This is a genomic window from Pseudomonas sp. B6001 (assembly GCF_013386015.1).
Lineage (GTDB): Bacteria > Pseudomonadota > Gammaproteobacteria > Pseudomonadales > Pseudomonadaceae > Aquipseudomonas.
The window spans coordinates 1-25,517 of sequence record NZ_JACAOX010000012.1; the positions used below are offsets into that span (position 1 = coordinate 1).

Sequence of the window (25,517 nt, forward strand, 5' to 3'; positions counted from 1 at the left end):
ACCTAAATAACGGATATGTACACAACATACCTAACCTAAAACCTCACAACCCTAACGCAACCCACTGAATCCAAACCATAAAAAAACGGCGCTCACGGGGCGCCGTTTTTCACATCCGCAGCGAACACCCTTAGTAGTAGGCGTTTTCTTTCTGCGTATGGTCAGTCACATCCCGCACACCCTTGAGCTCCGGAACCCGCTCAAGCAGCGTACGCTCAATACCCTCACGCAAGGTCACGTCCGCCTGGCCGCAGCCCTGGCAACCGCCACCAAACTTCAACACAGCAATACCATCATCAACCACGTCAATCAGACTCACCTGACCACCGTGGCTGGCCAACCCAGGATTAATCTCGGTCTGCAGGTAATAGTTGATGCGCTCGTTAATCGGGCTATCCGCATTAACATTCGGCACCTTGGCGTTCGGCGCCTTGATGGTCAGTTGGCCACCCATGCGATCAGTGGCGTAATCAACCACCGCATCGTCAAGAAACGCTTCACTGAACGCATCGATATACGCCGTGAAGCTTTTCAGCCCCAACGCCGTATCTTCAGGTTTTTCTTCTCCCGGCTTGCAGTAGGCAATGCACGTCTCAGCGTACTGGGTGCCGGGCTGGGTGATAAAGACGCGGATGCCAATGCCCGGGGTGTTCTGCTTCGACAGCAGATCAGCCAGGTAATCGTGGGCGGCGTCGGTAATGGTTATGGCGGTCATGGAAACTCCTCGCAGGCTTGCCGGCAGTTTACGCCAAATTATTACCGAGGTACAAAGTCCTAGTATTTTTGTCGGGAAAGCACCAACCGTTCGTCGCCATCGAACCAGCCTTTGAGCCGACGATAACTGCCCTTTTCCAGCCAGTGGTAGCTGGCCAGCGACCCAATGGCGATCAGCACCACACACACGCCGAGCATCACGTAGGCGTTAACCCCATAACGCTGGGCGACAAAACCACCCGCCGACAGCACCAGCACGTGCATCAGATAGACCGAGTAGGAACAATCCCCCATCACCTTGAGCAGCCGGCTGCGCTCGAAATAGCGTTCCATCGAGATACAGGCCACCACCAGCACCGCACTCGGCAAGCCCCAGGTCAGGGCCCGCGGCGATGCCGGCCAGTGATAGATCGCCAGCAATGCCCCCGCAATCCCCAGCAATGGAAGCCACAGCCCGGGGCGAATCCAGCCCTTGCGGTAAAGCATGCCGATGCCTATCCCCAGCAGGAACTCATACACAATGTCCGAACGATAGAATTCGCTGATCCAGCCGAAAGAAGTCCACGCCTGGCACACCGCGAACAACAACGCGCCCACCACCAGCACCCGCCACTGCCGGCGAAACAGCAACGCCCACGCAAACAGCACGTAGAAAAGCATCTCGTAGTTCAGGGTCCAGCCGACGTTCAAGGTCGGGTACACCCCATAACCACCGGGATTTTCCGAAGGTATAAACAACAAGGACATCAACACATGGGCCGCATCGACGCTCTGGTCCGGCAACACCGGCCGCGCAAACACCACCAGCAGCGCCATCAACAGCGTGTAGAACCAGTAGGCCGGGACGATTCGCAGCAGGCGATACAGCAGAAATCGCCAGGGCGGCAGCTGTTTGTTCTCGGTGGAGAGGAAGATCACCAGGCCGCTGATCACAAAAAACACATCCACGCCCGCCGCACCTTTGTCGACAAACAGGTGGCCCAGCGCCGAATCGGCCTTAAAGCCAAAGAAAATCTGCATGAAGTGATGACCCACCACGGTCCAGGCCGCCAGGGCGCGCAGTGCCTGTACTGAAATCAACATCGTCGACCCACTCTCCCAAGCCTCGACACCGGTTATTCAGGTGCCTATGGCTTGGGACAGCCGTCGACGGTCAAAGGTCGATCAAAGATTCTCGTAGCGGTTCATGTCCAGCACGCCCTCTTCCACCGGCGTGGTTTCGCGGATGTACTGCGACAGGTCGTGGAAGTACTGCCAGAACTGCGGGTGACTGCGGCGGATGCCCCAGCGGTCGACAATCTTCTCGAAGCGATTGGCGTCCTTGGCATTCTCCATGGCAGCGACAAACTCCGGCACCTGCTGCGCCGGAATGTTGAACATGAAGTTCGGGTAGCTGCTCAGCACGCCGGGATAAATGGTCACGGTGTCCAGGCCCGGCTGATAGCGATAAGCCTCACCGAGCATAAAGGCCACGTTGCTGTGGGCGCGGTTGCGCAACAGGCTGTACATCTCACGTTTGCCGCTGCGGGTTTCGATGCGCAGCATGGTCGCTTCCGGCAACAGGTCGATCACCTTGAGCCCCGCCGCCGGGCGGTTGGTCAGGCGGCTCAGGGCCTGTTCGGCGTCCTGCAACGCAGGGTCAATGCCCGGACGCGAGCAATAGGCGCTGACGCAACGGTTGATCGGGTCCGGGCTGGCGTTCAGGTCACCGTAACGGGCCAGCAACTGGTTGGCGAAGTCGCGCTTGGGGTCCTTTTCATCGAGCTTGAGGCCCGTGGGCTTGTCATCGTCGATGGCTTCATAGTCCAGCCACAGCTTGACCTTGCCGCTGTTCTGGTACCAATCGTCAAGAAAGTCGTCCCGCGAGTCCGCCGGCATCAGGCGCAGGAAGTTCTGCTCGGCACCGTTGCGGATCAGGTCGAAATACAGGCGCGTCTGGGCCTGATGGGAAACGTTGCCGAACACATCGAAATTCACCGCCAACTGGTAGTAGGTGCGCTCCAGCAGCGGATAGTCGAACAGCCACAGGGTTTGCGGCACTTCACCAATCAAGCCCTTGGTCACCGAGGCGCTGTCGAAGTGACGGAAGATGCTCAACAAGGCGTTGTCGTTGCCCGCCCACAGGCTCGACCAGCTCGGCGGCGGCAGGTCGGCATAACTGTCCCGGCGCAACGCTTCGTACTCGTTGCGCTTGTCGCGGTATTTGAGCCAGAGGCTGAGCACGCTGCCCACATCGTCAATCTGCCCCGGCATCGCCAGCAACGGCGTGGCCTGGCCGCGGTAGCGGGCATCGGTGATATACAGGTCGTGGTCGGGGTCCTGGAACAGGGTCCAGAAGTTGTCGCGGATCACGTCCGTGGCGATCTGGCCCCGGCATACCGGCCCGCGAATAAAGGTGCGCACGAAGTATTCGGCGTTATCCAGCATGAACTGGTAGCGCGCCTTGGCCGGAATCGCCTCGAAGGTCTCGAACGGGTTTGCGCGCCGGCCCGGCCCGTAGCCCGGCAAGGCTTGCACCTGCCAGTCATCGGTATAGAACAGCGACTTGATCCGGGCCATCTTCTCGGCGCTGAACGGATAGGTGATGTGAGTCTTGTGCACGATCACCCCCTGCACCGGCCACAGGCGGTAGTACACCTGGGTGCCCGGGTCGTCGTTGGGGCGGCGGGTGTTGATCAGGTCGATCGGCTGCCCGCTCGGGGTGCGCGAGCGTACCCACTGGAAGAAATGCCCCGGCTCGCCGCCTTCAAAGTAGATGTGGGCAAGGAACAGGTGCTCGAACAACCAGCGCGCCACCAGGCTTTCCCGGGCCCCGGGCTGGTTGAACAGGTTTTCCCATTGCTGCACTTGCAAGGCTTCCTTGGCACTCGGGGCCAGGCCTTGTTCGTCGATCGGTGCGCCGGAGGCCAGCCAGCGTTGCAGGGTCTGGTACTGCTGGTCGGTCAGGCCGGTGACGGCCAGGGGCATGCCTTCCTTCGGGTGGTTACCTGCGTAGGCGTTGAACTCCCCCGGCATCGGGCAGGTGTTTTCGCGGCTCAGGCCCAGCACGATGTCGTCGGGCAGCTTGGCGTTGGGCGCAAGCGGCGCGTTATGCCCCAGCTCCAGCATGCGCGCCATCAGTGCGGCCTGGCTGCCCTGGGCGTCGAGTACCGAGTAGAAATCCTTTTGCTGCCAGGCGGCTTTGCCGAAGGCGTCATAGAACAAACGGGTGGGCTGGCTGGCCTGGCTGCGCTCGCCGTCGTACACCGGCACCTTGGTCGCGCCACGTGCGGCGCCTTCGGCACTGCCCAGGTTGAGCTGGCAGGCCGAGTCGTAGCAGGCGTGGCAGGCCACGCATTTCTCGGTGAAGATCGGCTGGATGTCACGGGTATAAGAGATCGCCGGGGCGGGACCTTCTGCCTGTGCGGTAAGGGCGAACAGCGCAAACGCGGCGCTGACGATGAGGCGAAGTGACATGTTTCCGGTCCCGATTCAATGCGTGCAGTGAAAAACCCGTCGATTCTACCGATGTAACGCCCCCGCCAACATGAGCGATATTCATGCAAACCCAGCACATGCTCTAAAAGCGCACAGGTTTGTTATGATCTTCGCCCTCCGTAATACCTGACCAGAGTAGTCCCATGCCCGATCGTAGCGCTCGTCTGCAAGCCCTCCACCAAGCCCTCAAGGAACGCATCCTGATCCTCGACGGCGGCATGGGCACGATGATCCAGAGCTATAAACTGGAAGAGCAGGACTACCGTGGCAAACGCTTCGCCGACTGGCCGAGCGACGTCAAGGGCAATAACGACCTGCTGGTGATCACCCGTCCGGACGTGATCGGCGGCATCGAAAAAGCCTACCTGGATGCCGGCGCCGACATCCTGGAAACCAACACCTTCAATGCCACGCGCATTTCCATGGCCGACTACGGCATGGAAGACCTCGCCTACGAATTAAACGTAGAAGGCGCGCGCCTGGCGCGCAAGATCGCCGACGCCAAGACCCTGGAAAACCCGGCCAAGCCGCGCTTCGTCGCCGGCGTGCTCGGTCCGACCAGCCGTACCTGCTCGCTGTCGCCCGACGTAAATAACCCCGGCTACCGCAACGTGACCTTCGATGAGCTGGTGGAAAACTACACCGAAGCCACCAAAGGCCTGATCGAAGGCGGCGCCGACCTGATCCTGATCGAAACCATTTTCGACACCCTCAACGCCAAGGCCGCGATCTTCGCCGTACAGGGCGTGTTCGAAGAATTGAACGTCGAACTGCCGATCATGATCTCCGGCACCATCACCGACGCCTCCGGCCGCACCCTGTCGGGCCAGACCACCGAAGCCTTCTGGAACTCGGTCAGCCACGCCAAGCCGCTGTCTGTGGGCCTGAACTGCGCACTGGGCGCGAGCGAGCTGCGTCCGTACCTGGAAGAGCTGTCGAACAAGGCCAACACCCACGTTTCCGCCCACCCGAACGCCGGCCTGCCCAACGAATTCGGCGAGTACGATGAACTGCCGTCGGAAACCGCCAAGGTCATCGAAGAATTCGCCCAGAGCGGCTTCCTGAACATCGTCGGTGGTTGCTGCGGTACCACCCCGGGCCATATTGAAGCCATCGCCAAGGCCGTGGCCGGTTACGCACCGCGCCCGATCCCGGACATTCCGAAGGCCTGCCGCCTGTCGGGCCTGGAACCGTTCACCATTGATCGCAACTCGTTGTTCGTCAACGTCGGCGAGCGCACCAACATCACCGGTTCCGCCCGCTTCGCCCGCCTGATCCGTGAAGACAACTACACCGAAGCCCTGGAAGTCGCCCTGCAGCAGGTGGAAGCCGGCGCCCAGGTGATCGACATCAACATGGACGAAGGCATGCTGGATTCGAAGAAGGCCATGGTGACCTTCCTCAACCTGATTGCCGGCGAGCCGGACATCTCCCGCGTACCGATCATGATCGACTCATCCAAGTGGGAAGTGATCGAGGCCGGCCTGAAGTGCATACAGGGCAAGGGCATCGTCAACTCCATCAGCATGAAGGAAGGCGTGGAACAGTTCATTCACCACGCCAGGCTGTGCAAGCGCTACGGCGCGGCGGTGGTGGTGATGGCGTTCGACGAAGCCGGCCAGGCCGACACCGAAGCGCGCAAGAAAGAAATCTGCAAACGCTCCTACGACATCCTGGTGAATGAAGTCGGCTTCCCGCCGGAAGACATTATCTTCGACCCGAACATCTTCGCGGTCGCCACCGGTATCGAGGAACACAACAACTACGCCGTCGATTTCATCAACGCCTGTGCCTACATCCGCGACGAGCTGCCGTATGCGCTGACCTCCGGCGGCGTGTCCAACGTGTCGTTCTCGTTCCGCGGCAACAACCCGGTGCGCGAGGCGATTCACTCGGTGTTCCTGCTGTATGCGATCCGCAACGGCCTGACGATGGGTATCGTCAACGCCGGCCAGCTGGAGATCTACGACCAGATCCCGGCCGAGCTGCGTGACGCGGTGGAAGACGTGGTGCTCAACCGCACCCCGGAAGGCACCGACGCCCTCCTCGCCATTGCCGACAAGTACAAGGGCGACGGCAGCGTCAAGGAAGCCGAGACCGAAGAATGGCGTGGCTGGGAAGTCAACAAGCGCCTGGAACACGCGCTGGTCAAGGGCATCACCACCCACATTGTCGAAGACACCGAAGAATCCCGGCAGTCGTTCGCGCGCCCGATCGAAGTGATCGAAGGCCCGCTTATGTCCGGCATGAACATCGTCGGCGACCTGTTCGGCGCCGGCAAAATGTTCCTGCCCCAGGTGGTGAAATCCGCCCGGGTGATGAAGCAGGCCGTGGCCCACTTGATCCCGTTCATCGAGCTGGAAAAAGGCGACAAGCCGGAAGCCAAGGGCAAGATCCTGATGGCCACGGTGAAGGGCGACGTGCACGACATCGGCAAGAACATCGTCGGCGTGGTGCTGGGTTGCAACGGCTATGACATCGTCGACCTGGGCGTGATGGTCCCGGCCGAGAAAATCCTGCAGGTGGCCAAGGAGCAGAAGTGCGACATCATCGGCCTGTCCGGGCTGATCACTCCGTCCCTGGACGAGATGGTGCACGTCGCCCGCGAGATGCAGCGCCAGGATTTCCACCTGCCGCTGATGATCGGTGGCGCCACCACTTCCAAGGCCCACACGGCCGTGAAGATCGAGCCCAAATACAGCAACGACGCGGTGATCTACGTCACCGACGCCTCCCGCGCCGTGGGCGTGGCGACGCAATTGCTGTCCAAGGAATTGAAGCCGGCATTCGTCGAGAAGACCCGCCTGGAATACATCGACGTGCGCGAGCGCACCTCCAACCGCAGCGCGCGCACCGAGCGCCTGAGCTACCCGGCCGCCATCGCCAAGAAGCCGCAGTTCGACTGGAACAGCTACACGCCGGTCAAGCCGACGTTTACCGGCGCCAAGGTGCTGGACAATATCGACCTCAACATCCTGGCCGAGTACATCGACTGGACACCGTTCTTCATCTCCTGGGACCTGGCCGGCAAGTTCCCGCGCATCCTCACCGATGAAGTGGTGGGTGAAGCGGCGACGGCGCTGTACGCCGACGCACAGGACATGCTCAAGAAGCTGATCGACGAAAAACTCATCAGCGCCCGCGCGGTGTTCGGTTTCTGGCCGACCAACCAGGTGCAGGACGATGACCTGGAAGTCTACGGCGATGACGGCCAGCCGATTGCCAGGCTGCACCATTTGCGCCAGCAGATCATCAAGACCGACGGCAAGCCGAACTTTTCCCTGGCCGACTTCGTCGCACCCAAGGACAGCGGCGTAACCGACTACATCGGTGGCTTTATCACCACCGCCGGCATCGGTGCCGAAGAAGTCGCCAAGGCCTACCAGGACGCCGGCGACGACTACAACTCGATCATGGTCAAGGCCCTGGCCGACCGCCTGGCCGAAGCCTGCGCCGAGTGGCTGCACCAGCAGGTGCGTAAAGAGCACTGGGGCTACGCCAAGGACGAAGTGCTGGATAACGAAGCGCTGATCAAGGAGCAGTACAGCGGTATCCGCCCTGCCCCGGGTTACCCGGCGTGCCCGGACCACACCGAGAAGGCCCAGTTGTTCCAGCTGCTGGACCCTGAAGCCCGCGAGATGCACGCCGGCCGCAGCGGCGTGTTCCTGACCGAGCACTACGCGATGTTCCCGGCAGCGGCCGTCAGCGGCTGGTACTTCGCTCACCCGCAGGCGCAGTACTTTGCGGTGGGCAAGATCGACAAGGACCAGGTCGCCAGCTACACCGCCCGCAAGGAGCAGGACCTGAGCGTGACCGAACGCTGGCTGGCGCCGAACCTGGGTTACGACAACTAAGTTGTGGCGCGCTGGCCCGGGCGTCCAGCCGGCTGGGCGCCCGGGTCAGATCCCCAGATCCCTCCTCGCTCGCCCCGAAAGCCTGAGCGCCAGTGCCTGTTGCTCGGCAAGGTTTTCGGTGTCCAAGGCTGCGACTTCGCTCAGGTATTGGGCGCTGAGGTCCGGGTGAAGCTCCTCGAGGGCATCTACCTTGACCTGATGCGCCTGGGCCAACACCGAAAACTCTTCGGGATACAGCTTCTGCAAGTAGCTGACCCAGTACGGGCGCTTGACCAGCTCTTGCATAAACACCGGAGTACTCTCTCTGGCCATAATGGCGGCATACGCCTGATCGATGTTGGCCTGGGTCACCCGGGACAGGTTGCGGTACAGCATGGTGGACGGTTGGTGAGGCAGATCCAGGCGCTCGGCCAGGCCAATGCGGTAGGCCAGGCGAATTTCCGCCGGGTCGATGCCAGGGCTGCGGTTGATCGCTTCGCCAGCAATGCGCTCCGCTTCATCGAGACGGATCATGCGCCGGGCCAGGTTGAACAGCGTGGTGCCTTCCTGCCCGGGCGCAAGGGCCCTCAGGGCCTTGAACTCATACACGCTGACTTCAAGATCACTGAACAGGAGGATCCAGCCGTCACCACAGGTAGCCCTTACCCGCATCGCCTGGGCCTGGCCAAATAGTTGTTCGCGCAAGTGCGGGTATTGCTCCGCCGCCTCAAGCACCGCCCACACCCGGCGAGTCAGGTCGGCGCGGTCGTGCAAGAAATCCTGGGCGTTCTTCAACTGGGAAATGATGTAGAAAAAGTCTTCGCTGTTTTCGGCCTGTTTGAGCACGCTCCATACCCGGTGACGGGCTGAATCGGCGGCAATGTCCGGGAACCATTGGGCCTTCTGTTGTTCCGGGGTCAAGAGTTCAGGGTGGATGTCCGACCCGGAGCTGCTATCGGTACTGTGGTACCCCTCCAGTGCGTCTTCCAGTTCCTCGGCGGAAAATCCCAGGCCACAATCGGTCTGCTGCTGGTAGACGCGCAAGCGTGCAAGATCTTCCTCAAACAGCAGGTTATCGGACAGGTCCGTGCCCCACATCAGAGCGCTGTGCTGGGGCAGCAACGCGTCTTCAGGGATGGTTTCGATACGGTTGCTGCGCAGGTCCAGGTGGCGCAACTGCGCAGCCTGGAGGACACCCTGCGGCCACGCCAGAAGGTTATTGCCACGCAGTTCCAATGACTGCAATTGAGGCAGGCTGCTGATATCCAGAGAGTCCAGGAGGTTCTCACTCAGGTCCAGGCGCTCCAGCGCGGTCAACCGATTGAGCTGGCCCTGCAGCTCGCTGCGATAGCGCAGTTCGTTATGGCTCAGGTGCAGCTCGGTAAGTGTCGAGCATTCGCCGACGGCGTCGGGCAGGCTCATCAGGCCATTATTGTTGAGGGTCAGGGTACGCAGCTTGGGAAACGCCCGCAGGAACGCATTGGAGCCCTGCTCAGTAAGCTTGACTGCGTTGAGGTTCAACACCCTCACATGGGCCAACGGCTCGGGTAACGCCGGCAGGTCACCCAGATACAGGTCGTTCAATTGAAGGACCTCGCGCCCATCGCCCGGCGCAACCTCGGGGTGCGCCCGCAAGGTATGGCGCCAACTGTCGATAAGCCTGTCGGCCGCGCGACGACGGTCCACCGCGCTGACCCAGCCGCCCCCCTGGCGATAAGCACGAATATCGATCCAGTCGTTCAACACCCGCACCATACCCCGGTAGCCCGTGCGCCACCGAACCAGGCATGCCTCGACCTCCAGTGCGCCCAGGCCACTGGCAAGCAGTTCGTCAATGCGCCGTACCGCATCGCGCGTGGACAACGCCGGGTCTATTTGTTGCAGACGCTGCGCAGGTGTCTGCCGAACGTCACTGTTGGGCACCTCTACTTCCAGCGCGAGGAGCAGATCGGGACTGTCCGTGACCTCCAGGGGAAAGTATTCCGGATCGCCGCCCGTTCTGCCCTCCGCCAGCCCTTCGCGGGGAATGCCCAAGGGTTTGTTCAGGTAAAAGCTCGGGCCAAAAACCGGCAGCATGGCCGGTGCGACGTTCATCGGATTGTCCTGGTAGGTACGCAGGGCAAAACGCTGTATGTCGGCACAGGCCGGCAAGGTCAGGCGACAGCCACGCACGTTGCTGCTGAGCATCAGCAGGTCATGGCCGGTCAGTGCAGCCTGGGGGATCGTGGTAATAGCGCTGTAGCTCAGATCCACTTGACGCAGTTCGGGTAATGCCAGCCAACCTGTCGGCCAGGCGGTGGTCGCGGTGTGGCTCAGGTTCAGGCTGCGCAGCTGGTTGAGCCCGCTGACATCCAGGGTACCCACACGGTTGTAATCCAGGTTCAACCCTCGAAGCGTGACCAGGGCGCTGAGGCGCTGCTGTATCGCCTCAGTGATCGTCAACTGGTTGTGCGCCAGGTCCAGCTGTTTGAGAGACCTCAACTGCGTCAGGGACGCCGGCAGGTCCATCAGGTTGCTGCGGCTCAGGTCCAGGCCGTGGATTTGGGTGAACTGGGGGAGGAAATCGTTCAATGCCGCCACTGAAACCCGGGTGCCTGCGAGGTTCAAGCGCTGCACGTGGGCAAAAGCTGCGGCCGGCATCAGCGGCAAATCCCCCAGTATCGTACCCGACAGGTCCAGCATGACGCCCTCCGAGGCGACTGGCGAAGAAGGCCCGGCCACCTCACGGGGGGAGGCAAAACGCCGGTCGAGCCCATCACGCCAGTAAGCCATGAGCTTGTCTGCCGCACGTTGACGATTGAGCGGGTCCACCGGTCGCCGGTCGACCTCCACTTCCCTGCCCTGCCACTCTTCCAGCGCCTGTTGCAACGTTGCATGTTCATCCAGCAAGGCATGCACACGGGTCAACTTGGCGTCACTGGTCAACCGATGGCGCCGCAGGTACGCCAAGGCACTGGGCGCAAACGCCGGGTCGCTGTCTTTCAGGCGTCGCAACGCGCCCTCACAATAAGCGTCCACCATCAGCACCTCATCCACCAAATGCCCCGGGTGGCCCTTCACGTGTTGGTACGCCGGCATGAACGCACGTCGCTCAAACGCTGACCAATTGAGGGTAAGGCCACGCCACAGGCGCTCATGGCCCTCAAGCATTGCCGCCGGCACCGTATTTATCCCGGTGCCCAACAGGTCGAGCGTCTCCAGTTTGTCCAACGTCAGAACGCCCACCGGCCACTCTTTCAGGGCGCCCGCCACCCGCAAGGCAAGCAGCTGTTTCAAGCCACTGACATCCAACGCGTCCAGCGCACCCGTCAGGACTAACCGGCGCAATTGGCTCAACGTGTTAAGGCGTTGCAAAAAGGCCGGCGAGTAGGTCAAGCCCCAGCCGTCGATCGACAACTCTTCAAGCTTGGGAAACAGCCCGAGGCCCGCGGCAATCGCTTCGACATGGGCGGGCTCGGTAAACACATTCAGGACTTCGACGTTGGAGAACTGCTGCGCAAGCCTGGTGCCCTGGGCGCCCGCCAAGGTTTCACCGCTTACGCCCAACCCTCGCACATGGGAAAAATCAGCATCCAGCGCCGGCAAGTTACCGGCCTTGCCCAGTGACAGATAGGCATGGGGTTTCAAGCCCCGGTACGCGCCTTCGCGCCAGCAATTGATCAGGGTGTCTGCCGTATGTTGTGCCCCCGCCTGAGCACTGTTTTGCGTCACCCACTGATCCAGGGTCATGCGTAACCGGGTCAGTTCGCGCTCGCGGTTGCCAATCAACTCATAGATCTGTGGGGGGCGCTGGCCGGCCTGCAACAGACTTTGCACAAACAGCTGGGCCGCGTCATCGCTGAGGTTGGGGTAAACATCGCGAACCCTGGCCGCCAGGGCGATATTAGGTGTTTGGACCGTACCCCGGCCGCTCAGGGCATAACCTAATGACCCGCTCGCCAGACGCAACGCCGGGCGAGCCATGGGCGCGCGCATCTTCAGCACGGCGGCCATTTCGACGCGGTGTGCCGTGGCATAGCGTGCCAGGGCTTGCTGCAAATCCACATCCGCGCTGGCCAGCGGCAAACCCAGTGACTGGCGAGTGGTCACGGGCAAGGCATGGAGGATTGATGGGTAGAAATTATGACTGCCGGGGACCGGACTGTTAAGAGGAGCGCCCTGCAGGTCGTACGCCAGGAATGTCTCGCCTTGCTTGACCAGGTAACGCCGCACTGCCGCATCTTCAGGGCCGACTGAAGCCAGCAAGCGCCCACTGTGGCTGTCGGCGCGCAGTTCCAGGCGCAGCGTGGGAGACCAGCCCGGCAGTTGCTGCAAGCAATGCAACGCCAGCCGGTCACTGTCCAGGCTGGCGAGCGCCGGCAGGTACAAGCCGGCCAACGCACTGCTCAGGCGACGTTGCTGTACCGCACGCCGCGCCAGGTTATCCAGGCGCGGCGCAACACCGGTTCGGCCGAGTATCTGCAGGCGTTCCTTATCGCTGGCCGTACTGATAATTTCGTTGATCGCGCCTCGGGACAAAGAAGCAAAGCGGCGCTGCAACACTGCGCCCTCGGGGGACAGGAGTACAGCCTGTGGCGGCGCGCCGCGAAACAACTGCAACGTATCGGCCAGCACGGCAGGCATCGGCAAACCATCTATGTGGACCTTGCGCAACAGGTCATCACTGATGCCGCTGATGTCGCCAAGGGCGCTCAACGTTGCATCGCTGATTCCCTGGGTTTCATGACCCAGGCGCCTCAGCAAGGTCAGGCGGTCCCATTCCAGTGGGCGTTCATGGGTATGGCGCCAGGCACCCGCCTGGTTGTGTTCGAGGATCGGCTGGTACGCGGCCGGATTGTTCGGATGCTGGATCCGCCATTTTCGAGTCCGCGCATCAAAAGCCTTTTCATAAAGGCTTTCACCCAGGCGCACATACATTTTGCCGTCCTGCGCGTACTGACCCTGGGCATTGGGCTTGAGTGATGCATCCAGAACGGTATGACTGCGGTAGGCCGCAAGGTCGGGTTTCCACAGGCGCCTTTCGCCGTTCGGCAACTTCACCGGCACCAGCCCATCGACCCATTTCGACACCTGGATAGCGGGCGCCCGGCCAGCGAGGGCTGCCGCCCCGCCCAGGGTGGCCATGAACCCGAGATTCAGCGCCACCGACTCCAGGTGCTCCCATGCCGCATCCATATCGCCCTCCTGCCAGGATTCGATGCCGTGATAGACCTCCAGGCCCAACTGAATCGCCGTGACCGCCAACAACAGCTCCCCCAGGCCGGGCACCATGAATGCGGCCACATTCAATGTGTTCAAACCCATGCTCAACCAGTGAGCATGGCGTGCCTGTGCGGCTTTTCGATCAGCCTCCGCAGTGGGCACCGCCAGGGTTCTGGCATTGTCCTTGAGGCGCTGTACATGCCGCTCGTAGAGCGCGCCGAACAACTCCCCCTCGATCAACCGTTCTCGTCGGTTCAAGTTGATTTGCTCGTCGTAGACCTGCTCCTTGTAGCCTCGCGGGTTCCAGGTGAAGGTGTAGAGTTTTTCCTTGAGGCGCTCAAGGAACTGCGGCGCCTGTTGCTGAGGTACCAGGCTGGCAAACAACTGCTGATAGGCAGGTGAGCGCAGGTTCACCGCCAGTTCCTTGTCGAACGCCTGCATAGACGGGTATTCCTTGAGCGGGCACTGCGGCGCGCCCGGAATCCAGGCCACCACCCGCGTATCAGGCGCCACGGGAAGCAGCCCGCTCACACCTGCCCCAGGAAACAAGGGCGGGATCACGGACCGGGTCGGTGCGACACCCGGCCCGATCAGCAGCACCTCCCCCAGCTCGCAGCCCAGGATCGACAGTTGACCGAAACGGACGGCCTCACCCTCCAGCAGCGGCCGCGAAGTACCTGCCAGCACTTCACGCAACATGAGAAACACCGCCGGACCGATGTCGCCCTGCGCCCATGCGGTATACAGGCGTACCGTCAGCAGGTCTTTTTGCGCGCGAATCATCTGCTCCCGCACCACGGCCCGAGTGGCAGCGGCATCGAACACCTGCGCCAGGTGGGCCTGGTATTGCTGCCCCAGGTCCAGGGTGCGGCACAGGGTGGAAAAGGTTTGTGGAGTCATCGACAGGGTTTCGCTGTAGCGATAACGCGCCGCACGCGAGCCATCCGCCCGCGCCTCGCCGTAGTACTCGGTCAGCAGCGCACCTTCCGGCGCCAGGGCGCTGGTCTGTTCGAGGGCGATATCGGTGAAGTCTTCATCGCCCTCGAAGTTCAGCAACGCCGCCTGCAACAACGAATGCTGCTGCGGGGCCTGGCGATACCGCAGGTAATGCAGCTGGTTTTTGTTGACGTCCGGGGCCTCGCCCATCGCCTCGCGCAACGCCGCTTCCAGCTTGGGCTGGGCGAATTCGACAATGCCTTGCAGCGCGCCAAGGCCCTTGGCCAAGGCTTCGCGGGACTGACGGCTGGCCTTGCGACTGTCATCGAGTGCCTTGTTCAATGCGGGCGAGAGCGGAACCTTGGTGGCAGGCCGCTCCCTGCCGGGCAACAGTCCATGTTTGAGCCGGCGCACATCGACGGGGGCCATGTGGGCGACCCACGCGGGCAGGCGTTCCGTGATCAGGGCGGTGTGCAAGCTTTCGTCCGCGAGGGCGTTAGGTGGAGTAGACATGTGCGGCTTCCTGAGAACGCTTTAGGGAGGCCCAGTACAGCGAACAGGCGAGCGCCTTCGCAGGTAGATAATTGTTTTTGTGCACCTTGGCGCCGAACCTGGGTTACGACCACTGAGGCGCGGCAGGCCCGTTTCCGGACCTGCCGCCGGGGCACAGGCTGTTATAGCCTCAGTGCTGCTCTCTCCCGCTCGGACAGGCGAATCAGCAGGGCCTGGCGTTGCTCAGTCCTTTGCTTGGCCAGTACCACGGCTTCTGCCTCGTACTGCGCGCCAAACTCCGGATAGCGATCCTCCAGGGCTTCAGCCTCGCGGGCCTGGGTCTGGGCCAGCGTCGTAAAGTCGGCGGCGTATTGCTTCTGCACGTAGTCGACCCAGTACTGGCGCGTGACCAGATCGGCCGTGAACGCCTCGGTCGCCTCCCGGCCGATGATGCTGGCGTAGGCCTGGTCGATATCGGCCTGTTTCACTTGGGAAAGGTTGCGGTACAGCATGCCGGACGGCTGGCGCGGCAACTCCAGGCGTTGGGCCAGGCCGATGCGGTAGGCCAGGCGAATTTCCGCCGGGTCAACACTGGGCTTTAGGCTGACCACGCGGCTGGCGGTGGCTTCAGTCTGTTCCAGGCGGATCATGCTTCTGGCCAGCTTGAACAGCGCCGCGCCTTCTTTTCCGGGCTCCACGGTTTCCAGGGCCTTGAACTCATAGACACTGACTTCAAGGTCGCTGAACAGCAGGATCCAACCGTCACCGCAGGTCGCGTTGATCCGCATGCCGCGAGCCTTGCCGAACAGTTGCTCGCGCAACGCCGGACGTTGCTCGGCGGCCTCCAGCACCTCCCATACCCGGCGCGTCAACTCAGGGCGGTCGGTGATGAAGTCCTGGGCGTTTTTCAGCTGGGAAATGATGTAGAAGAAATCCTCACTGTCGTCAGCGCTCTTGAGCGACTCCCAGACTGCGTGTTTGCTGGAGCCGGCCGCCACGCCAGCAAACCACTGGGCCTTCTGTGCTGCGGGCGTCAGCAGCTCCGGATGCAGCTCACCGCTCAGATCCGCTTCCTCGTGACTGGTACTGAGGAGGAAGCCATCGAGCTCGCGATCAATTTGCTCCCGGGTATAGCCCAGGCCGAACCCCGTTTCCTCGAGGAAGTCGCTCAGGCGCTCGAACACGCGTTCTTCCAGCCCGTTGTCCGTCAGGTTGGTGTTGCTCATCAGGAGGTTGTGGCGAGGCAACAGGGCATCGTCCGGGATGGTCTCGATCTGGTTATTGCTGAGGTCGAGGGTGCGCAGTCGCGGCAGTTCCAATGCCCCGGCCGGCCATTCCTCCAGGACGTTGTTGTGCAGGTCCAGGTTTGTCAGCCCGCGCAGGCCGCTGACATCCAGGCTGGCCAGGGTGTTTTCGCCAAGGTCGAGCCATTCCAGCGCACTTAATGGGCCGAGCAGTGCCTGTAGCTCCACAGCGTCGCGCAAATCATTGTAGGTGGCTTCGAGATGAGTCAGCGCCGTGTATTGGTTGATCACCTCGGGCAGGTGCGCCAGGCCATTCTTGTTGAGCACAAGCCGGCGCAGGTGGGGGAAACTGCCCAGGAACCCATTGGACCCCTGCTCCGTCAGCTTCACCTCGGTGAGGTCGAGCACGCTGACGTGGCTCATTGAAGCCGGCAACGTCGGCAGGTCGCCCAGATACAACCCGGACAGGTCCAGTACCTCGCGCCCGTCCACCGGCGGCACCTCGGGCCGGGCACGCAGGTTGTGGCGCCAGCTTTCAAGGAGCCGGCCGGCGGCACGACGACGGTCGAGGGCACTGACCCAGCCGCCCCCCTCGCGATAACCCTCGGTGTCGATCCAACTGTTCAACACCCGGCTCAAGCGTTGATGCTCGGCGTGCAACTGCACCAGGCGTGTGTCGACGCCGGTGGCGCCCAGGCCGGCGGCCAGCCATTCATCAATGCGCGCCACCGCCTGGGCACTGCTCAAGGCAGGATCCAGTTGTTGCAGGCGCGCCGCCGGAGTGAGGCGTGCTTGCGCGTCGACGTTCTCGACGTGCAGGGGCAACAGCAACTGGCCGGGGTCGTCGGTGACCCTGACCGGGAAATACTCCGGATCGCCGCCGGTCCGGCCGATGCGCAGCTGTTCCTGGGGAATGCCCAGCGGCTTGTGCAGGTAGATTTCCGGCCCCACCAACGGCAGTAATTCCACATCAAGGCCCAATGGATTTTCCCGCAGGGTGCGTTGCGCAAAGGCCAGGATGTCGGCGCAGGCCCGGGCAGTCAGTCGGCAACCCCGCAGGTTGCTCTTGAGCATCAGCGTGTCGTGGCCGGTGAGCGCCTGGGCGGGCACCCGGGTGATAGCGCTGTGGCTCAGGTCCAGGCTCTCCAGGACTGGCAAGTCCAGGACACCCTCAGGCCATTCGGTGATTCCAGTGCGGCTGAGGTTCAAGTGGCGCAAGGCGTTGAGGCCACGCAGATCCAGGCTCGCGACACGGTTGTATTGCAAGTCCAGGGTTTCAAGAGCCGTCAGGCGGCTCAAGCGTTGCTGGATGGACGGGATGATGCTCAGTTGGTTGTGGGAAAGATCCAACTGGCGCAGGGCGGTGAAGTTGTCCAGGGCCGACGGCAGCTGTGCCAGGTTGCTGGCACTGAGGTTCAAGTCTTCAATGGCGTTGAATGCGCCGAGAAAGTCATTCAGCGCCTCAATCGAAACCCGGGTGCCGCTCAGGTTGACCTGTTTGACATGGGCGAACGCGGCCGCCGGCAACCCGGGCAAGTCGCCCAGCACGCCCCCCGACAGGTTCAGTGTGGCGGTCGGCAGGTTGGAGCGCGCCGACATGCCCGACGGCGCAAGCCGCGGCCCCAGGCCTTCACGCCAACTGTCCAGGAGCCGCTCGGCGGCGCGCTGGCGGTAAAAGACATCCACCTGCCGGCGGTCAACCCGCAACTCCCTGGCCGCCCACTCCTGCAGGTCCCGGCTCAGGGCGAGCTGTTCGTCGAGTACCTGGTGAGTGCGAGCCAGTATCTGTTCAGTGGTCAGACCCTGCTGCCGGAACTGAGAGACAACGTCTATGCCAAACCCCCAGTGCACATTTTTCAAGCGGTCCATCACGCCTTCACAGTAACCCTGCACCAGGGCTTGCTCATTGAGCAGGTGAGCCGGATTGCCCCGCACATGTTCATACACCGCCATGAATTCCCGGCGGTCAAACGCGGCCCACCGCAGGTTCAGGCCGCGCCACAATCGTTCATGCCCGATGAGCATCGACGGGGGTACCGAACGGATGTTTGTTCGCCACAGGTCGAGCCTCTCAAGGTGCTCAAGTGACGTCACCCCCTGTGGCCACTCCTGCACCGAGCCCTCCATGCGCAACGAGCGCAGGTGCGTGAGGGGGCTGACGTCCAGGTTTTGCGAAAGCCCCGCGACGGACAGGTTGCGCAAGCGCTCCATTGCCCCCAGGCGTTGAATGAAGGGGACCGAATAGGCCACGTCCCGACCATTCAACGTCAGTTGGTTGAGATCGACGAAGCGGTTCAGCCCGTCGACCAGTCCGGTGCCCGGCGTTGCGTCAAAAAACACCTCAAGGTGTCGCACCCGGGAAAACTGATCGGCCAGGCGCACGCCCTGATCACCCAACAAAAGCTCGGCATGTGCGCTCAGCGCCTGCACATGGGAAAAGTCTGCACTCAGGCGCGGAAGGTCCGTCACGCTGCCCAACGACAGAATGCTCTGGGGCGGCCGCTCGCGGTAAATGCCCTGGCGCCAGCAACCGATGATGTCAGCCGCTACCCGTTGTTGCTGGCTGGCCCCGCCCGCCTGCCCGGCAGCAGCGGCGGTCCATTGATCAAGTTCTGCCTGCAACAGGTCGAACTCACGCTGGCGGTTTCCCAACAGGGTGAAGATCTGTTGGACGCTTTCACCGGCCTGCAATCGGCTCAGGACAAAATCGCTGGCCTGCCCGGCGTTTAGGTTCGGATAGAGCGCCTGCACCCTCGCCGTCAGCGATGCATCCACTCCAAAGCCTTTGCCCCGACCGCTCAACGGGTAACCCAGGACGCCCCCCGCCCCCGTCAACACGGGTCGCGAACGCGGTGCGCGCAGGCCGAGCACATTGGACATTTGGCTACGGCGGCGGGTGGCATAACTGGCCACCGCCTGTTGCAGTTCCCGGTCCAGGGTCGCCACGGGCATGTCCAGGCCAGGTCGGGCCGCAGCGGGGATCGCATGCACGACGGACTGGAAGAAATTACGCCGCCCGGTGGTCCGGCTGTTCAGCGCGACACCGCGCTCGTCGTAGGCCTGGAAGGCTTCGCCCTGCTTGACCAGGTATCTGCGCAGCGGCGCATCTTGCGGGCCAATGCTGTTCAGTAACGGTCCTTCGACAGCCTGAAAGCGCACTTCCAGGCGCAGATTGGTGGGCCAGCCCGGCAAGTGTTGCAGGCAATGCAGGGCCAGGCGGTCAGTGTCGGCACCGGCGTCGGCCTGACGATGCAGCCCCGCCAGGGCACGGCTCAGGCGGCCTTGTTGGACTGCGCGGCGAGCGGCATTGTCCAGGCGCGCCGAGGCTCCACGCTGACTGCGCAGTTGCAAGCGCTCCTGTTCGCTGGCGGTATCAAGAATTTCCTGGATGGCTCGCCTCGACAATCCAGGGAAGCGCCGTTGCAGCACCGCCTCTTCGCCAGCCAGCGGCGCCGTATCCGCCACTGGCTGGCTGCGGAACTGCTCCAGGGTATCGGCCAGCACGGCGGGCAGCGGCCTGCCTTCGATATACGCCTTGCGCAACACGTCATCCTGGACCCCACTGATATCCCCAATAATGCCCAGTGTCGTATCAGAGAATTCTTCAGTGGCGGGTCCCAGTCGTCGCAACAGGGTCAGGCGGTCCCATTTGAAGGGCTGCTCATGCACATGCCGCCAGGCACCGGCGTTGTTGTGTTCAAGGATCGGTTGGTAAGCCTCGGGATTATCCGGGTGTTTGATCCGCCACTTGCGGATTCGGCTGTCGAAGACCTTTTCATGCAGGTTTTCGCCGATACGCACATAAATCTTGCCGCCTGTCTCGTACTGGCCCCGGGCATTGGGCTTGAGAGCCGGGGCCAGCACCACCTCGCTGCGGTACGGCGCCAAGTCCGGTTTCCACAGCCGAGCCTCACCACTGGGCAGTTTGACCGGTACCAGGCCATCCACCCAGCGGGATACCTGGATTTTCGGCGCGCGACCGGCCAGGGCCGTCGAACCGCCGAGGGCGGCCATGAAGGCCACGTTCAGCGCCACCGACTCCAGATGTCCCCAGGCGGCATCCATGTCGCCTTCCTTCCACGCCTCGATGCCATGGTAGACCTCCAGGCCCAGTTGCACAGCCGTGACCGCCAGCATCACCTCCCCCAGGCCGGGCACGACAAAGGCCGCCACGTTCAGCACATTCAAGCCAATACTCAGCCAATGTTCGTGGCGTTCCTGGGCAGCCTTGCGATCCGCCTCGGCGGTGGGTACGGCGAGCGTTCTGGCGTTATCTTTCAGGCGTTGCAGGTGGTTGTCATAGAGCGCTCCGAACAGCTCGCCACTGATGAGGCTTTCGCGGCGCGCCAGGTTGATGTTCGGGTCGTAGACCTGCTCCATGTAGCCTCTGGAGTTCCACTCGAAGGTAAAGAGCTTGGTCTTCAGTCGTTGCAGGAAAGCCGGGGCTTCGTCTTGCGGCACCAGGCTGGCAAACAGCCGCTGATACTCCGGGGAGCGCAGGTTGATCGCCAGTTCCGCCTCGAACGCCTTTATCGACGGGTATTCCTTGAGCGGGCACAACGGCGCACCGGGGATCCACGCCACCAGCCGCTGGTCGGCCGCGGCCGGCACCAGCAACTCCCCTAGCGAGGCGCCGGGCACCAGCACAGTGCCCCAGCCCAACGGCTGCCGGGCATCTGCCATCGCGCCGACGCCCGGCCCGATCAGTACGACTTCACCCAACTTGCAGCCGAGAATCGCCAATTGGCTGCAGGCGACGGGCTTGCCATCCAACTGCGGCCGTTCGGTACCGGCCAGTAAGGCGTTGAGCATGGCATAGGCACTGTCGCTGATTTCGTTCTTCATCCGCGCCGTGTGCAGCCTGACGGCCAGCAGTTTCTTGTGCGCGTCGATCATCTGCTCGCGCACCACGGCCTTGGTGCCCGCCTCCTCGAACACCTGCTGCAAATGCGCCTGGTATTGCCGGCCCAGGTCCAGCGTGCGGCAGAGCGCGGCAAACTGGTCCGGGGTGACGGCGAGCTTTTCGCGGTAGCGATAGCGGGCCCGGCGTGAATGGTCGTTCAGAATTTCGCCGTAGTACTCGGTGAACAACGCCCCTTCGGGGGCCAGCGCGCTGGTTTGCTCAAGGGCGATATCGGCAAAGTCTTCATTGCCTTCAAAGTTGAGCAATGCTGCCTGCAACAGCGAATGCTGTTGCGGCACCTGACGGTAACGCAGGTAATGCAACTGGTGCTTGTGGACGTCCGGTACCTCACCGAACCGTTTGCGCCAGGCGTCTTCCAGCAGCGGCTGGGCGAACTCGGTGATGCCCTTGAGGCCGTCGAGAGTCTTGGCCAGCCGCTCGTGGGCGCGGCGACTGGCCAACTGGCTGTCGGCGAATGCCTGGCGCAACCCCTGGGGCGCGTTACTGAGCCAGGCAGGTGGTGCATCCTCGGGGACGCGCCCAGGCAGCAGGCCCGGCTTCAAGCGTCGGATGTCCGCAGCCGCGCTGCGGGCAATCCAGCCGGGCAAGCTGTTCTTGATCAATGCGGTGTGTAGCCCCTGCTCTGTCGGGGCGGGTAAGGTTGGCATGCGCTCGTTCCTGATGACTCTGTTAAGGAGTCCCAGTACAGCGAACGGGCCAACCGCCAGGGCGGTAGATAGCTACAGCCGGTGTTTTGCGGGAACTTGGCTATCCTCATCCATGGGTTTGATCCCTACCGCGAGGCCTTTATGGACGATTCCAACAACAAGCCACCGACTTTCTGGCAGATGCTTCACAGCGTGATGGCAGCCGCCTTCGGGGTGCAGAGCGGGAAGAATCGCGCCCGCGACTTTACCCATGGCAAGCCCAGCCACTTTGTCATCCTGGGTATTGTGTTTACCGCCGTGTTTGCCTTGACCCTGTTTGGCATCGTCAAGCTGGTGCTGCACCTGGCCGGTGTTTGAAGCCGGTCAATGCATCAGCAGTTGCAGGCTGAACGGGTAGCGATAGGTGGCTGGCTTGCCCTGGGCTGACAGTGCTCGAAAGTCGACGCCGTAGTCCTCGCGCCCCTGCATCTCTAAAAGGCGCGTAGCTTGTGGCGGATCAATCAATCGAAAGAGCCCAAGCTTGCGCTCACGCCCACCGTACTGCGCCATGCCCAGGCCGCGGGCATCGTCATGCAGCACCACCATCGCCCAGCCGCCAAGGGTGAAATGCCCGGCCACCAGCACACTCAGGCGCCCCTCAAGGCGCGCCTGCAACGCTTCGGGCGAACTGTTGACCGCGCTGAACAACACGTCCGTGCCCGGCGCGCGCCCGCTGCCTTTGAGTGCATCCATTGCCCCCAGCGCCATTTCATCGTTGGCCGCCCACACCAGCGCGGTCTGCGGGTAGCGTTTGAATAACTGCGTGGCCTGGTCGAAAGCGCGCTGGCGACTCCACTCGCCATACACCAACTGGCGCAGGCGCACCTGCGGATGATCCGCCAGGGCGCGCTGCAAGCCTCGCTCGCGCAGTTGCGCGGCGGGAGTGGTCTTGGCCCCGGAGAACGCGATCAGGTCGAGGGTCTGGCCGGGGGCGACAGGCCCATGCAGGCGCAACAACTGGGTGAGCATCAAGTAGCCCGCCTGTTCGTCGTCGGCGACCATGCTGCCGATCCAGTCAGGGTATTTGCCGGCGTCCAGCAGTTGAGTCTGGTCCGCGGTCAGCGCGTTGTTGACGATCAGCAGCTTGACCCCGCTGCCCTGGGCCAGGCGCAAGATCTGTGGGGCGATGTACTGCTCGTTGACCAGCACCAGGTAGTCCGGGCGCTCGGCGCCTTGCAGGGCTTCACGGGCCTGCACCAGCGTGGTCTCGGGGTTGCGCTCGGAATAGCGCACACGCAAATCCAGGCCGAGGTCCCTGGCGGCGGCCTGCATGAATTGCGCGTAGCTGACCCAGAAGGTCTCGGTCGAATTGCCAGGGTTGAGAAACACCACCGACGTCGCCTGGGCGATGGCCCAGAACGGCATGCTCAGCACCAGCAAGCACTTGCAGAGAACCTTCAACATCGTTGCCTGAGCCCTTCGGAATGACGGCCCATGATAATGGCATCAGGCCGGTCAATCTCGGCTAATTGCCGATTGTCGACAACAAGGCTCGATAACGCCCTTTTATTGATGGCTGACCCAGAACACGGCAGTGGAAACCACCAGGATAATCAAAAACAGAATGGCCCACGCATCGACACTGCTGTCACTTTTGCGGGCTTTGGTCGGATTGCTCATAGCATCGCCTCTTGTCGGTTTTATAGGTGATTGCACAAAGACACGAGCACAGTAAAGTTCATGATTGCCCGCATGACAAATGTGGGTATCGCGATAACCGTTCTCATTAGGCCATTTGGTTATTTGCATATACTCAAACATCACTTTTGCGCATAAACGCAAACTGGTATCGTGCGCCGGCTCCGTTGGGAGTGCGCGGCCGTGCGCGCAGATTTGCCGAGAACAGGACCTATATGTACGTATACGACGAATACGATCAGCGCATCATCGAGGACCGCGTCAAGCAGTTCCGTGATCAGACCCGACGCTATCTGGCAGGTGAACTGAGCGAAGAAGAGTTCCGCCCTCTGCGCCTGCAAAATGGCCTTTATGTTCAGCGCTTTGCGCCGATGCTGCGGGTTGCCGTGCCTTATGGCCAACTGACTTCCCGTCAGACGCGCATGATGGCCAAGATTGCCCGCGACTTCGACAAGGGCTACGCCCACATCAGTACTCGCCAGAACGTTCAGTTCAACTGGCCGGCCCTGGAAGACGTGCCGGACATCCTGGCTGAATTGGCCACCGTGCAGATGCACGCCATTCAGACCAGCGGTAACTGCCTGCGCAACGTGACCACCGACCAGTTCGCCGGCGTTGCCGCTGACGAGCTGATCGACCCCCGCCCATGGTGTGAAATCGTCCGTCAATGGACCACCTTCCACCCGGAATTCGCCTACCTGCCGCGCAAGTTCAAGATCGCCATCAATGGCTCGACCTCGGACCGCGCCGCCATCGAAGTGCACGATATCGGCCTGGAGCCGGTGCATAACGAGGCGGGCGAGTTGGGCTTCCGTGTGCTCGTCGGCGGCGGCCTCGGTCGTACGCCGGTAGTGGGTGCCTTCATCAACGAATTCCTGCCGTGGCAGGACCTGTTGAGCTACCTCGACGCGATCCTGCGGGTCTACAACCGCTACGGCCGTCGTGACAACAAGTACAAGGCCCGGATCAAGATCCTGGTAAAAGCGCTGACCCCCGAGGTGTTCGCCCAGAAAGTCGACGCCGAGATGGAACACCTGCGCGGCGGCCAGACCACCCTGACCGACGCCGAAGTGCACCGCGTTGCCAAACACTTCGTCGACCCGGACTACAAGGCCCTGAGCAATCAGGACGCCGCGTTGGCCGAGCTCGATGCGCAGCACCCGGGTTTCGCCCGCTGGCGCACCCGCAACACCCTGGCCCACAAAAAGCCGGGCTATGTGGCCGTGACCCTGTCGCTGAAACCTACCGGTGTTGCACCGGGTGACATCACCGACAAGCAACTGGACGGCGTCGCCGACCTGGCCGAGCGCTACAGCTTCGGCCAACTGCGCACCTCCCACGAGCAGAACATCATCCTCGCCGATGTTGAACAGTCTCAACTGTTCACCCTGTGGGGCGAGCTGCGCGAGCAGGGTTTTGCCACGCCGAACATCGGCTTGCTGACCGACATCATCTGCTGCCCGGGCGGCGACTTCTGCTCCCTGGCCAACGCCAAGTCGATCCCGATTGCCGAATCGATCCAGCGCCGTTTCGACGACCTGGACTACCTGTTCGACATCGGCGAGCTGGACCTGAACATCTCCGGTTGCATGAACGCCTGTGGTCACCACCACGTCGGCCACATCGGCATCCTGGGCGTGGACAAGAAAGGCGAAGAATTCTACCAAGTGTCCCTGGGTGGCAGCGCCAGCCGCGATGCGAGCCTGGGCAAGATCCTCGGCCCGTCCTTCGCCCAGGAAGCCATGCCTGACGTGATCGGCAAGCTGATCGACGTGTACGTTGAACAGCGCACCGAAGATGAGCGTTTCATCGACACTTACCAGCGCATCGGCATTGACCTGTTCAAGGAGCGCGTCTATGCAGCGAATCATTAAGAACAACGAAGTCCTCGACGAAACCTGGCACCTGCTGCCCAAGGATGCGAGCTTCGATGGCATCTCCAACTGCGACGACCTGATCGTGCCGCTGGCCCTGTGGCGCGAGCACGCTCACGCCCTCAAGGCCCGCGACGGCGGCCTGGGTGTATGGCTGGACGCCGATGAAGAAGCCGAAGAGATCGGTGATGACGTGGAGCACTTCCAGGTCATCGCCCTGAACTTCCCGGCCTTCACCGACGGTCGCAACTACTCCAACGCCCGCCTGCTGCGTGACCGTTATGGTTACAAGGGCGAGCTGCGGGCGATTGGCGATGTGCTGCGCGACCAGTTGTTCTACCTGCGCCGCTGCGGGTTCGATGCCTTCGCCTTGCGCGCGGACAAAGACCCGTATGAAGCGCTGGAAAGCCTCAAGGATTTCTCGGTGACGTACCAGGCCGCGACGGATGAACCGTTGCCGTTGTTCCGCCGCCGGTAAGCTCGCGTCAATAAAAAGC

At 62.2% G+C, this 25,517-nt stretch carries 10 protein-coding genes; 4 read left to right on the plus strand and 6 right to left on the minus strand.

The window, feature by feature from the left end; all coding sequences use genetic code 11:
* Positions 1-130: 130 nt before the first annotated feature.
* From nfuA to HX821_RS13920, 3 genes are all read right to left on the minus strand, one after another.
* Positions 131-715, minus strand: a complete 585-nt coding sequence (gene nfuA / locus HX821_RS13910; protein ID WP_003210817.1) for a Fe-S biogenesis protein NfuA — start codon at positions 713-715, stop codon at positions 131-133.
* A gap of 59 nt (positions 716-774) precedes the next feature.
* A complete protein-coding gene (locus HX821_RS13915) occupies positions 775-1,797 on the minus strand; it encodes an acyltransferase (RefSeq protein ID WP_177035914.1) in 1,023 nt (340 codons plus the stop codon).
* Positions 1,798-1,878: 81 nt separating this feature from the next.
* Positions 1,879-4,170, minus strand: coding sequence for a fatty acid cis/trans isomerase (locus tag HX821_RS13920; RefSeq protein ID WP_003210812.1), 2,292 nt, complete (start codon positions 4,168-4,170; stop codon positions 1,879-1,881).
* 164 nt (positions 4,171-4,334) lie between these two features.
* Here HX821_RS13920 and metH point away from each other — a divergent pair, with 164 nt between their 5' ends.
* Positions 4,335-8,045, plus strand: a complete 3,711-nt coding sequence (gene metH / locus HX821_RS13925; RefSeq protein ID WP_177035915.1) for a methionine synthase — start codon at positions 4,335-4,337, stop codon at positions 8,043-8,045.
* Positions 8,046-8,090: 45 nt separating this feature from the next.
* Here the strand turns inward: metH and HX821_RS13930 are convergent, their stop codons facing one another.
* Together HX821_RS13930 and HX821_RS13935 are read right to left on the minus strand one after the other, a co-directional pair.
* A complete protein-coding gene (locus tag HX821_RS13930) occupies positions 8,091-14,675 on the minus strand; it encodes an NEL-type E3 ubiquitin ligase domain-containing protein (RefSeq protein WP_177035916.1) in 6,585 nt (2,194 codons plus the stop codon).
* Between the two features lie 161 nt (positions 14,676-14,836).
* Positions 14,837-21,469, minus strand: a complete 6,633-nt coding sequence (locus HX821_RS13935) for an NEL-type E3 ubiquitin ligase domain-containing protein (RefSeq protein ID WP_256344181.1) — start codon at positions 21,467-21,469, stop codon at positions 14,837-14,839.
* 141 nt (positions 21,470-21,610) lie between these two features.
* Between HX821_RS13935 and HX821_RS13940 the strand changes: the two genes are divergently transcribed.
* Positions 21,611-21,826, plus strand: coding sequence for a DUF2970 domain-containing protein (locus HX821_RS13940; RefSeq protein ID WP_008432997.1), 216 nt, complete (start codon positions 21,611-21,613; stop codon positions 21,824-21,826).
* 6 nt (positions 21,827-21,832) lie between these two features.
* On the opposite strand, the gene HX821_RS13945 is transcribed toward HX821_RS13940, so the two are convergent.
* The gene (locus HX821_RS13945) at positions 21,833-22,912 is read right to left on the minus strand and encodes an ABC transporter substrate-binding protein (RefSeq protein WP_177035917.1); all 1,080 of its coding nucleotides are present in this window, start codon (positions 22,910-22,912) and stop codon (positions 21,833-21,835) included.
* A 449-nt stretch (positions 22,913-23,361) separates the two neighbouring features.
* Here HX821_RS13945 and HX821_RS13950 point away from each other — a divergent pair, with 449 nt between their 5' ends.
* Both HX821_RS13950 and HX821_RS13955 read left to right on the plus strand, forming a co-directional pair.
* Entirely contained in the window at positions 23,362-25,020 is a 1,659-nt protein-coding gene (locus HX821_RS13950; RefSeq protein ID WP_177035918.1) for a nitrite/sulfite reductase, read from the plus strand.
* Positions 25,004-25,498, plus strand: a complete 495-nt coding sequence (locus HX821_RS13955; protein WP_003210798.1) for a DUF934 domain-containing protein — start codon at positions 25,004-25,006, stop codon at positions 25,496-25,498. Before HX821_RS13950 ends, HX821_RS13955 begins: the two co-directional genes overlap by 17 nt.
* Positions 25,499-25,517 lie beyond the last annotated feature (19 nt).

Bases quoted from the DNA above. Each gene is read 5' to 3' on its own strand.
- nfuA (WP_003210817.1), bottom strand. From the start codon at position 715: ATGACCGCCATAACCATTACCGACGCCGCCCACGATTACCTGGCTGAT.
- HX821_RS13915 (WP_177035914.1), bottom strand. From the start codon at position 1,797: ATGTTGATTTCAGTACAGGCACTGCGCGCCCTGGCGGCCTGGACCGTG.
- HX821_RS13920 (WP_003210812.1), bottom strand. From the start codon at position 4,170: ATGTCACTTCGCCTCATCGTCAGCGCCGCGTTTGCGCTGTTCGCCCTT.
- metH (WP_177035915.1), top strand. From the start codon at position 4,335: ATGCCCGATCGTAGCGCTCGTCTGCAAGCCCTCCACCAAGCCCTCAAG.
- HX821_RS13930 (WP_177035916.1), bottom strand. From the start codon at position 14,675: ATGTCTACTCCACCTAACGCCCTCGCGGACGAAAGCTTGCACACCGCC.
- HX821_RS13935 (WP_256344181.1), bottom strand. From the start codon at position 21,469: ATGCCAACCTTACCCGCCCCGACAGAGCAGGGGCTACACACCGCATTG.
- HX821_RS13940 (WP_008432997.1), top strand. From the start codon at position 21,611: ATGGACGATTCCAACAACAAGCCACCGACTTTCTGGCAGATGCTTCAC.
- HX821_RS13945 (WP_177035917.1), bottom strand. From the start codon at position 22,912: ATGTTGAAGGTTCTCTGCAAGTGCTTGCTGGTGCTGAGCATGCCGTTC.
- HX821_RS13950 (WP_177035918.1), top strand. From the start codon at position 23,362: ATGTACGTATACGACGAATACGATCAGCGCATCATCGAGGACCGCGTC.
- HX821_RS13955 (WP_003210798.1), top strand. From the start codon at position 25,004: ATGCAGCGAATCATTAAGAACAACGAAGTCCTCGACGAAACCTGGCAC.